Source organism: Tenacibaculum sp. MAR_2010_89 (assembly GCF_900105985.1).
GTDB classification, from domain to species: Bacteria; Bacteroidota; Bacteroidia; order Flavobacteriales; family Flavobacteriaceae; genus Polaribacter; species Polaribacter halocynthiae.
The window spans coordinates 1,197,140-1,209,466 of the sequence record NZ_FNUB01000005.1 but is presented as its reverse complement, the minus strand read 5'-3'; the positions used below and the strand labels follow the sequence as shown (position 1 = coordinate 1,209,466).

The following is a 12,327-nucleotide window of genomic DNA, read 5'->3' as shown; positions in this document are numbered from 1 at the left end:
TAAAACAAGACAAGAAACCTCAATAATACATATATCATTGATGTTTTGTATATCAACAGTTCGTTACTTTTAAAAGCTTAATAATTAAGCCTATTTTATGTTTTTATTCAAGTGTAATAGCCTTAATTGGGTTTTCAGAAGAAGCTGACCATATTTTTCCACTTACTGTAAATAAAACAATGAAAAAAGTAATTAAGACGACAATCATAAAGGCTATAGGATTAATACTAACATTATAAGGTCCTATTTGAGAGAATTGAAGTATTAAGAAATATGTTAGTATCAACCCTAACGTAGCTGCTAAAACATAAATTATCACATACTCTTTTAAAATAAGTCTAAACAACTCTCTTTTAGTTGCTCCTAAGATTTTATGCATTGCTATCATTTTCTTTTGCATTCTTAATGAAAACGATATTAATGTATAAAGGCCTACAATAACTAATAAAATGGAAATGATAGAAACAAGCATAAACATTCTCATTACATTTTCTAATAAAGACATATAAGCTGCGTCCATTCCGTCTTCTAAAAAGCCAAATTCTATTGGTTTTTCTGGGAAGTGTGAATTAAATGTTTTATTAATAAAACTTCTCGTCTCAGATTTATTATTCTCATTAACTTTAACACCAATTACAAAATACTTCTTATCATCTGAATTCATAGTTAACATCATTGGAGGAATTTTAAGTGTTAACGAAACTTGATCAAAGTCTTTAACCACTCCTATAACTTTAATTTTTCCATTATCAAGTGTTTTTCCAATTGGATTTTCCCACCCTAAAAGCGAAGCTGCTGTTTCATTAATCACACATGAACTTTGCTTATCGGTTGAATAATCTTTAGAGAACCATCTACCCTCCTTCATTTCCATCTTAAATACATCAATAAAATCATAATCAACTCCATAAGTACTTAAACTAGCTTTATTATCAGTTTTGTTACCTTCCCAATTTACTTTTTTCTTATCTCCAAAACCTAAAAATGGAGCGCATTCTGAAATAGAAAAACTCAAAACATTTGGATTTTTAAGTAATTTATTCTTCACAACCTTAACACTACTTAAATCCTGATCATCTGATACTTTAACCCAAGTTGACAATACATTTTTCTTATTAAAACCAAGATCTTTTTCTTTTAAATAATTAATTTGTGAAACGATGTAATATGAAAGAACAATTAATGGAATTGTAACGAACAGTTGAAAAAACACTAATCCTTTTCGCAAACCTCTCCTACGCTTAATCGAAGTATTTCCTTGTAGAAAAGATGTAATCTTTAATGATGACAGGTAAAACACTGGATATAAACCTGCTACTATACCAATAAAAACACTAAAAAATATAATTTTTAAAACAAATAACCAACTTCCTGTAAACACAAATGAAAGCTCCCTAGAAACTACAGAATTAAAAACAGGAAGTAAAACAACCACCAATACACTTGAAATTATTATAACACTAATAACCTTAACTAACGATTCAAGTATAAATTGAAATTGTAGTTGTCTTTTAGAAATTCCTAAAACTTTTTTCATTCCTATTTCCAACTCTCTATTAATCAACTTTGTTGTAGTCATATTTATATAATTGACTATTGTTATGAAAGCTGTAAAGAACACAACTAACATAAATAAATAGATAAAAATCATAGTATTTCTTCTACCTCCCATAGAGTCATTTCTAACATACGAGGCCTTCAAATAAATATCTTCTACAAGTCTAAGACTAAGAGTTTGAGTAATACCGTCTTTAAAATCATTATGTTTCGTTAAAAGATTTTTTAATTTATTAGATAAGCTATTAACCTCTGCATTTTTATTTAATAAAACATAAGTAGAAACATAACTTTCACCCCAACCTTTTTCCATTTCTGATTCATAAAGTTCTTTTAATGAATTAAAAGAAATAATGTATTCCATATTAAAATGAGAATTTTTCGGGTAATCTTTAAAAACTCCTGTTATATTTAAAATATGTTTTTTATTAATTTTGATGGTTTTCCCTAAAATATCTCCATTAGGAAATAGTTTTTTTCCTAAAGATTCAGAAACCACAATACTCATAGGATTCTTTAAAGCTTTAAAACGATCTCCAGAGATAAACTGAAAACTAAACATTTTTAAAAAACTATTTTCTGCCAATATTCCTTTTTCTCTAGGGTATAGTTTATCTCCTATTGCTAGAAAATTACTTGTATATTTTGCACTTGCTGAATGTTCAATCTCTGGAAAAGAAGCTCTAATTTCTTTAGATAATTCATAAGGTGTTGAATCAAATATTTGATTTTGCATATTATCATTCACAACCCTTTCTACCCTATATAACTTATCGTTATTTTCATTAAAGCTATCATAATTTTTCTCATAAAAAATATACAACGACATTAATACAATAGTAGTAAGACCAACTGAAGCTCCTAAAATATTAATTAGAAACGATTTTTTGTCTTTCTTTATTTGCCTAAGCACTAATAAAAAATTAAGTTTTAGCATAATTTTAAAATTTAAGATGAAATTTTATATTTATTAATACTACTCGAATAATACTAATGTATCTATAGTTTGATGAGACAATTGCCCCATATCCATTTTATAAATACTATCTGCCAAACTAAAATATTTATCATCATGGGAAATGATAATCAATATTTTCCCCTCTTCTCTTAATTTAACTAACAAGTCGTTATAAAAGAAGTCTCTAAATTCAGGGTCTAAATCAGCAGCTACTTCATCAAAAAAGTAAACTGGCCTATCTTCTAAATAAGATTTTAAAATGCTTAAACGTTTACGCTGGCCTTTTGATAAGGCTATTGTACTAAATACACCGTTCTCAATAGTAACCTTATCAGATAACTGTAATACATCTAACCATTCATTTACTTGATTAAGTCTATCTTCTTTAAGGTCATATAATTTTTTAAACAAATAAGAATCACTATAAATAACTGAAAAACACTCACCTAACATTTTTCTACTTGTTTCCATATCATTTATAAGAATGTTCCCTGAATTAGGTTTATAAAGACCTGTTAACAATTTTAAAAACGTTGTTTTTCCACTACCGTTACCTCCAATTATAAAAACTAACTCACCTTTATTAGCTTTAAAATTTATTGGTCCAATTCCATAATTCATACTCTCATCTTCATTATCATAAGTAAAAGAAACATCTTTAACTTCTATACTTGTAACAAAAGGAATTACATTTCTATCTATTAACTCATTTGAAGTTTCATCTTCTATCTCTGCATCTTTTATAAATGCTTTAATTCTATCTAATGACACTTTAAGACGAACTACTTGAGGTAATCCGTTTAAGATTATTGTAACTGGTCCCATTAAAAATAAAACAACCAAAACATAAGCAGTTATTATTTGTTTATCTAGATTAAAAATTAAAGGAAAAACCAAACATGATGCTCCCATAGCTATTGTAAAAGATAACTCTGAAAATACATTTGCATCAATTCCAACATTAGCATAATCTTGACTTGCACTATAAGACACTTTACTAGATTCCTCCATGTCTTTTTTATATTTACCTATCTTAACTTTATGTAAAACTAGTTCTTTAAATCCTTTTATTAGCCCGGATATAAACTCCGAATACTCTTCTCTTTTTTCTCTTGCTATATTTCCTGTTTTATTAAGACGTGGTACTAGTATAGCAAGAAACCCCATTACAAAAACTATGATTCCTAAAAGTGCTAATGAACTAGCCCAATCAATAGTAAATAAATAGACTTGAACTACAATTAAAGTTATCAAGTTTGTATATGTTAAAATTATATCTTGTGAAAAAGAGAAAATTGTTCTTATATCATCATTTAGTATGGTATACATCTTTCCTTCCTTTACTTCCTCTTGCTTTCTATATGGTGTTTTAAAAATTTTATCTATTATTAAAAGATTAAACTTATGTGCTGTTAAGATTCCTAGATTTACAGTTTCCCTTTTACTAATTCTTGTAGTTATTACATAAATAAAAGTGTTTATTAAGAAAAATAACAAAAAGTATTTCGCATCATAATCATTTGTAAGAAACTTACTTATAATCATCACGTTAATTGCACTAGCTACACCAGGAAATAAACTTAAGAATAGTAATTTTGGAGTAATATTATAATACTCATTTTCATGAGGCATAAAAATTGACGCTCTTAACACTGCATAAAAACATAAAACCCCTACGCCAAAGCTATATATTCCTTTTCTAGCTTCTATATACTGAGAAGTTCCTTCTAACCAAAAATTAGGATCATAAAATACTATAGGTATGATATATAAAACTGCCAATATTGGTGCCAGCACTAAAAAACCTAAGAAATAATTCAATATATTTTCTTTGGTAAAAAGAATAGTTCTTTTTTTCTTCATCTTTTGGTAAACAACTATTCCTAAATATAATACACCTATAAAGGCCATTATACCATTAATTATGTACGATACATTAATAATACTTTCCATTTTTATCTATTAGTTTAAGTGTTCTGTTTTTAATTTTTATTTTACTTTTTTTTTGATATTTTTTTGATATTTTTTTCAATTCTTACTATTTTAAAATTGAAAAAACCACTGATTTTAATACTTCTTTAATAATACAAGTGTTCTTAAAACAACTCTAAAAAAGACAATAGTCCTCCTAACTTGAATTTCTAAAAAATTCAAATCATTTAATTTAAAATCATTAAAATTGTTTGATTTTTAAGTGTGGTCACATGATTATTAACCCTTTATAAAGATATTAAAAAGCTAAAACACACTTAACGCTACATTACTCTAGTAATACTCCTTCTTCTGTTTCTTTAGCCAAATTTAGATAATGTCCTGCTATAGCCATGTCAAAAACAGCCATTCCCATTGGGTTAAACATGATTGGTTGTTTATCATCTAAAGTTTCAAAGAATCCATTTAGTACATCTTGCATATAACTCACCTGATTCTCTTCTAGATGATTTACTTTATGAAACATTTCTATATCTGTATTCTCTCTACACACTTCATTCCAATCATCAACTACCATACTCTTTTCAAACCATGGAAATACATCTGTTTTATAATCTCTCAAAGAAACATTTAAATGGAGAGATGAATCTTTAGGCTTTTTATCAATGTATGGTTCTTTTGATACTGTACAAGTAATAAAAATATCGGCATTCGCATATGCTTCTTCCCAACTGTTCACTATGCTAATTTTTTCTTCTATTGAAGAATTTATATCATCTTTTGAAATATCTTTTAAATCATATAAAAGGACCTCTTCAAGAGATTCTCCTAATAATTCATTACACATTTCTAAATGATATTGACCAATTGGACCAAAACCTATTAAACCTACTTTGACATTTTTATGTCGTTTTAGTTCCATAAATTTCTTAATCATTAAACCACTAACGGAAGCTGTACGAATTGCCGATATAGAACCACTATTTATTATACTAACAGGTTTACCTGTTTCTGCTTCATTTAAAACAATAACACTATGCGCTCTTGCAATTCCTTTTTGTGGATTATCAGGAAAACTAGCAATCCATTTTATTCCTGATCTATTTATTTTTCCTCCAACAAATGCTGGCATTGCAATAATTCTATTTTTTATATCTCCATATCTTAAATATGGCTTTATTGGTTGAGCAATATCATTTGACTCTATACATCGAGTAGCCATTTCAATTGCTTTAATATTTTGTTCCCAATTTAAATCTATATCCTTTATATTTTTTTCCCCTAAGTATATCATTATCTTTAGTTCTTTTTTATTATTTTTTTAAATAGCAATAGGTTCTGAGTAAAAATTTTTCTCACTATATTCCTTAACCATTTTACACCATTCATCATTATAAATGGTACTTATATATCTTTCTCCTCTATCTGCAAACACACACATTATGTTAACACTTGAGCTTACTTTATTATTTTCAAAATATTTTTTTATTCCTGCATAAACAGATCCTGAAGATCCGCCTGCATATAAATTATGGTTTTCTAATAATTCTCTACAAGAATGTATTGTTTCTTCTTCATTTACATAAACAACATCATCTATTTTCGCATATTCTATTATATCTGGTTTCATACTTGAACCAATTCCAGGAATGAATCTTTTACGGGACTTTCCTCCAAAAATTATTGATCCTTCAACATCTACTGCTATAACTTTAGCATTAGGGTGATTCTCTTTTACTTTTTGTGAAACACCAGTTATTGTTCCTCCTGAACTTATGCCCATAAATAAGTAATCAATTTTTTGTCTTGGTGCTTCAAGACATATTTCATTTCCTAAAGAATTATAATAAGCTCTAGCGTTTAATGGATTGGCGTATTGATTTACCCAATAAATGTTATCCGTTTTATTTAGTATTTCTTTTATTTTTTTAATTCTATTTAATAAATATCCCCCATGAGCATCAGGCTCAGTTATACGAATAACCTCAGCTCCTTGAAGACGAATTAGCATTTCATTAACTGGTAACGTAGTTTTATCTATTACACAAATAAATTTTAACCCATTATGCTTAGCATATGCAGAAAGAGCTACTCCAAAATTACCTGAAGAAGATTCTATTAATGTTGTGTCTTTATTTATAGTTCCTTCTCTTAATAAGCGATTTATAATATAACATGCCGCTCTATCTTTTACACTACCTGTAGGATTGTAGAATTCTAATTTTGCAAAAACGTTCAAGTTTCGTTGGTTTGCAATCGGAAGAAATGCCATAGGAGTATTTCCTATTTTATTTAAAATATTATTTACCATGATTTGAGTAATTTAAAAGCTTTTTTATATAAAAGCAGATGATATGTTACCAACTCCTATATTCTATAGCTTGGTAATATTTTTAGATATATTATTTACAATGAAAAAACTAATTGTGTGTACCAAAAAAACACGATCTACTAATTATTTTTAATCGTGAATAAAGCAACTATTAGTTAACTTAGAAGAACAGCTTCTTTTTGTTGTTTCTCGACTTTTACTATATCTTCTGATACGATTTGTCCATCTAAAAGATTAATTACTGTATCAGCATATTTTGAATCTCTTTCTGAGTGTGTTACCATAATTATGGTAGCTCCTTCTTTATGTAATTCACCTAATAAATTCATTACCTCTATTCCATTTTTAGAATCCAGATTTCCCGTTGGTTCATCTGCTAAAATTAATTTTGGATTAGTAACTACTGCCCTAGAAATTGCAACACGTTGTTGTTGTCCTCCTGATAGTTGTTTAGGAAAGTGTTTTGACCTATGATCAATTTGCATTCTTTTTAGTATTTCTTGAACCCTAGTCTTTCTTTCTTGTTTATCTATTTTAAGGTAAATTAATGGTAATTCAACATTTTCTTCAACTGTAAGTTCATCAATTAAGTTAAACTTCTGAAAAACAAACCCTATATTACTTTTTCTTAACTCAGCATACTCCTTTTCATTAAATCCACTAACTTCAACTCCATTAAACTGATAGCTACCACTATTTACTCCATCTAGCAAACCAACTATATTAAGCAATGTTGATTTCCCACATCCAGAAGGTCCCATTATTGCAGTAAACTTGCCTTTTTTCACTTCAAAACTAATATTATTTAGTGCCAAAGTTTCTATTTCTTCTGTTCTAAAACTTTTCTTTAAATTTTGAATCTTAATCATTTTGATTGATTTTGTTTATTAATTAAAATAACTCTATGCTTATTATTAGTTAAGTACTTATTATCTTTTATTTTTTAAAAGGTAAATTATCATTCGTATACAGCGTTTTTTCACCTAACGATATTGTTCTTTTTTCTATTGCTATCTTGCAAGTAAGTTTTTTACAAGATTTACAACGACAATCAGTTTTTTTGTTTTCACCTTTCATCAAGTACTGGTTCTGTTGAATAAACTAACAACTCTTTCTCTGCAAATAATCGCTCAGCAATTACCCCTCTATTTCTACAATCATCAATAAGTTTATTTGATTCAATTATAGGATTAGATTCCTCTGTATAAGCTACGTCTAAAATATGTCGTATCCAAGGTTCCTCTCCCATTGCATAAACATATACTTCTTTTGGTTTAAAAATATTTACTAATCCTATTCCTTCTGAATAGTTACAACCTCTTCCTCTTCTAGAATAATCTTTATCCCTATCGGGAGTTTCAGGAAATAATGGGCCATATACCCATGAAGATGGTGCTCCATCACATTCCATTCCTAAAAACAATACATCTACTTCTCCATATAATTCTTGTACTTTTTCATACAGCCTCGGCTCTATATTACATGAATCAGCAACGGAAAGTATTGAAGAGTCATTATAATCTATCAAGTAACAAAGTTTACTCTGAATAAATAAATCATGATGTTCACCAAGAAATGGTATTCCCGTTATTTTTCCTCCAGGAAATTTAAGTTCTTCAAATTCCTCAAGTTCTTTTACATTATCAAACCCTAAATTTTCTAGTAAAATTTTTAAAGAAGGGTCTTGTATAGTTCCTTTTACATTAGCACCTACAATTATATTATCTACTTTATGTCTTATTTGTAACATCGTTTCAACCAATACATGGTCATGATGGCTATGAGTAATAAGAACATAATCTATTTTTTCAGGCAAGTCTTCATAGGTATATCTAGAAATATCTGACTCATACGTATAACTTAAAACTGGATCAAACAAAAAAGAAACGCCTCCTGTTTCTACAAGTATACAAGCATGTCCAAAATATCTAATTCTCATATTATCTCCAACATACTCTTCATATTCCCTAGGTTTTTCTTGAGTAAAAAACGACTCAAAAAGCTCCGTATTATCAATTTCAACATTTAAAGACTCTTTAATATACTTCAAAGTTTGAGGTGCCTTTTTCATTTTGAATAACTCATCTAACCCTTTATTTGCAAATGGTATATTAAGCCTTAATGTATCTTTATTTTCCAATCTTGGCGTAGAAAATATAAAAGGTCTATCTGCATCTTTTTCTATAAATGAAATAGCTATTGATTGAGATGATGTATCATAAAACTCACTTTTATATAATAATCCTTCAAAAAACCTAAAAGAAGGATTATGGTTCATATCGTAAACTAACTCAACATAACCTTTAAGAATATCTGGAACTTTTTCATATAAAGGCTCCATAGAATAACCTTTAGCTTCAGTTTCTAGCATCTTATACAGATCTCTAATCGCTTTTGCAAATTCAATACTAGCTTTACAGTCGCCATTTGTTTTTGTTATAAGCTCTGTAACCTCTTCTACTTTCTCTCCATTTAAATCTATAAAAGGTCCTCCTCTAAAAGCTGGATTTTTTACAGCTGAAGCATGAATTTCTGGTGCACTTACATAAGAATTCATCATAGGTAAATGTCTATGCAAAACATTTAAAGCTCCTTGTACAGGTGGTATTATTTGAATCCATGCGTACCAGTTATTGATTAATGGTTCTACTTGTATGTTTTGCTTTAAATAATATAGTTCGTTATTCATAATGATTATTTTAAATAATTAAAGAAGAGTGATTATTACTCACACTTAATTGACTATCTCTTTAAAAGATTTTAGATATTAAATAATGATAAAATGGAAAGTTTCTATTTTAAGATGATACGTTCTGCGTTTCCAAAATTATCATAACTACTAGTAATTACTTTCTCTTTAGAATTTAACCCCTCGATTACTTCGTAATATTTAGAATTTTGCTTTCCAATGCGTATACTTCTTTTTACAGCTTCAGTTCCTTCTGAATTAACAACAAAAACCCATTGTCCTCCTGTACTTTGAAAAAAGCTCCCCTTTGGTAATAAAACTGCATCTGAAGATTCTCCTAGTCTTAACTTTAAATTGTAGCTTTGTCCTGTTCTAATAGTTTCTGGTTTATCATTCTTAAAAACAAGATCTACCTTAAATTTCCCATTCCTAACTTCTGGATAAACTTTTCTTAAGCGTAAAAAATAATTGGCTCCATTACGTTCTAATTCACCTTGTAATTCTCTTTTCACTCTTTCAATATAATGCTCATCTATATTAGCTTCTATTTTAAAGTTTGTTAATACATTTATTTGACCTATGCGTTGGCCTTGAGATATATTTTGACCGATTTCAGCATCTAAAAAACCAAGTTGCCCGTCAGCTGGAGCTCTTACATTTAAATAGTCTAAACGCTTATACACCATCGCTAATGTTTTTCTCATTCTATTTAAATCAGTATCTAAACTTGATAATGAAGTCGTTCTTAAATTATCATCATTTTCTTTTTGTAACTTTATAATATTGAATTGCTCTAATGCCAATTCATAATCTTCTTTAGAAAGTAAATATTTTTCTTTAGAAATTAACTCTTCCTTAAAAAGAGACTTATTTTGAGTGAAATTTCTCTTTAGCCTTTGAAGGTCAGTTTTTGCAGTTGCTAATGATCTTTTACCTTCTACTTGGCGAGTATCAAATGTTAGCTTGGTAGACCTTAAATCATTTTGTTTTAAAGCTAAGTTACTTTCACTAGCCATTATTTTTTCATAAAGATTCATATTTTCTAATTTCAAAATAATATCACCTTTTTTCACCGTTGCTCCTTCTTCAATCATTTTTTCACTTACTCTTCCTCCTTCATAGGCATCCATAAATATTGTTGTTATCGGAGCTACATTTCCACTTATTGTTATATAATCATCAAACTTTCCTTCTGTAGTTTTTGATATAGAAACCTTATCTTTTTCTATTCTATATGTAGAAATGCTTGTTACAAAAACAAATTGATACCCTACAAAGAGAACTAATACGCAAAGGGCCATGTAGCCATAATGTTTTTTTCTAAATCCCTTTTTCTTTTTAATTTGTATATCCATAATTAAAAAAATATTGTTTGTTTATAAATTCTTTTATTGTTCACTAAAACCATAAGTTAAAGCGTATTCGTGTTAATTATTCTTATTTAGAGTAGATTGAAAAAACTGGTAATCCTTCATAAAAATTTAATGTACTTCTGTTTATCTCCAATTTTAACTTAACCTGTAAATTCTGATTTTGAGAATTTGCAAAAAGGTTTTTAGCAGTAAAAAGCTCTATACTACTAATCATTCCTTTCTCATATCGTTTTTGAGCAATTGTAAAAGCTAAACTTTGTACTTCTTCATTTTTAATGGTTTGCTTATACTCAACTTTAAGTGCATTATATTCAAGTACTAATTCCTGAATAGTTTTATATAAAATTTGTTTTTGCATTAACAAATCATTTTCTGCATCTAAACAAGCAATTTTTTGTTGTTTTATTTTAGATCGAGTTGCCCATCCAGTACTAATTGGAATATTAAGAGATACCCCTACAACCTGAAAAGCATTATTTTTAATTTGTTTACCAAAGGAAACCGTTTCACCTAAACTATTCTTAATCGTTTCAACATAACCTGTTCCATATCTTCCAAATAAAGACAAAGAAGGGTACAACTTACCTCTTTCTATTGCCAATTGTTTTTTAGCTGCTTCAATCTTAAATTCATGAGCCTTAATTATTGGTATAAAACCTTTAGCTTTCTTAAAAATTGAATCTGATTGTACCTTATTTTTTTTTAACTCATTATTTTTAGTTATTTGTTCTACTAAAAGAATTTCAGTAGTATTTTCAAGGTTCATTTCTTGAATCAACACTAATTTTGCAGCAGCTAATCGGTTAAATGTTGTTGTCACATTTAACTTCTCCGTTAACAATATTGATTCTGCTTCATAAAGATCTGCACCAGCTCCAACACCTAACTCTATTTTTCTTTTTACCAAATCATAATTAGCCTGAGACACTTTTGTTTGCTCTTCTGCAATGACTAAAGCGCCTTTAAGAAATTGAACATCATAAAATACTTGCATTATTCTTAAGGCTAATAAGTACTTTTCTTGTAAAGCTTCTTTTTCAGTTGTTTTATAAATGAGATTAGAAGCTTTTATAGCGTTCAACTTCTGAAATCCTTTAAATAAATCTATAGACGCCTCTATAGAATAATTATTAATAAAAAATTTTGTGTCAGAAATACTATTATCATTCGGATCAACTGAACGTCCAAAACGGGTAGCATAATCAGAAGTAGCAGTTACAGATGGTAATAAACTCCTATATGATTGTTTATATTTTTCTCTGTTAAATTCATTTTTATATTTATTTTTCTTAATCTGTAAATTATGTTCAATAGCATACTCTACACATTTATTTAACGTCCAGCGCTCTTGCCCAACGCTCATCTTTGAGATCATCAAAAATGTTATTATAAATATTTGAAAATTGATTTTCATGGTTTTTATTTAAATAGCTGGTTTCTAATTCTACATACGGTACACACTCAATAGAGCTTGGTTTTATTAAAT

The 12,327-nt window shown here is 28.2% G+C and carries 8 protein-coding genes; all 8 read right to left on the bottom strand.

Annotation, left to right across the window (positions count from 1 at the left end; genetic code table 11):
* Positions 1 to 103: 103 nt before the first annotated feature.
* The gene (locus BLV71_RS08915) at positions 104 to 2,494 is read right to left on the bottom strand and encodes an ABC transporter permease (protein WP_093870209.1); all 2,391 of its coding nucleotides are present in this window, start codon (positions 2,492 to 2,494) and stop codon (positions 104 to 106) included.
* 39 nt (positions 2,495 to 2,533) lie between these two features.
* Positions 2,534 to 4,468, bottom strand: coding sequence for a cyclic peptide export ABC transporter (locus BLV71_RS08910; RefSeq protein ID WP_093870208.1), 1,935 nt, complete (start codon positions 4,466 to 4,468; stop codon positions 2,534 to 2,536).
* Positions 4,469 to 4,775: 307 nt separating this feature from the next.
* Complete coding sequence (locus tag BLV71_RS08905) at positions 4,776 to 5,741, bottom strand: 2,3-diaminopropionate biosynthesis protein SbnB (RefSeq protein WP_093870207.1); 966 nt, start codon at positions 5,739 to 5,741, stop codon at positions 4,776 to 4,778.
* A gap of 27 nt (positions 5,742 to 5,768) precedes the next feature.
* A complete protein-coding gene (sbnA, locus tag BLV71_RS08900) occupies positions 5,769 to 6,758 on the bottom strand; it encodes a 2,3-diaminopropionate biosynthesis protein SbnA (protein ID WP_093870206.1) in 990 nt (329 codons plus the stop codon).
* A 176-nt stretch (positions 6,759 to 6,934) separates the two neighbouring features.
* Complete coding sequence (locus tag BLV71_RS08895) at positions 6,935 to 7,648, bottom strand: ABC transporter ATP-binding protein (protein ID WP_093870205.1); 714 nt, start codon at positions 7,646 to 7,648, stop codon at positions 6,935 to 6,937.
* A gap of 197 nt (positions 7,649 to 7,845) precedes the next feature.
* Complete coding sequence (locus BLV71_RS08890; RefSeq protein WP_093870204.1) at positions 7,846 to 9,468, bottom strand: MBL fold metallo-hydrolase; 1,623 nt, start codon at positions 9,466 to 9,468, stop codon at positions 7,846 to 7,848.
* Between the two features lie 104 nt (positions 9,469 to 9,572).
* Positions 9,573 to 10,823, bottom strand: coding sequence for an efflux RND transporter periplasmic adaptor subunit (locus BLV71_RS08885; protein WP_093870203.1), 1,251 nt, complete (start codon positions 10,821 to 10,823; stop codon positions 9,573 to 9,575).
* An 82-nt stretch (positions 10,824 to 10,905) separates the two neighbouring features.
* Positions 10,906 to 12,204, bottom strand: coding sequence for a TolC family protein (locus BLV71_RS08880; protein WP_255405144.1), 1,299 nt, complete (start codon positions 12,202 to 12,204; stop codon positions 10,906 to 10,908).
* Between the last annotated feature and the right edge of the window lie 123 nt (positions 12,205 to 12,327).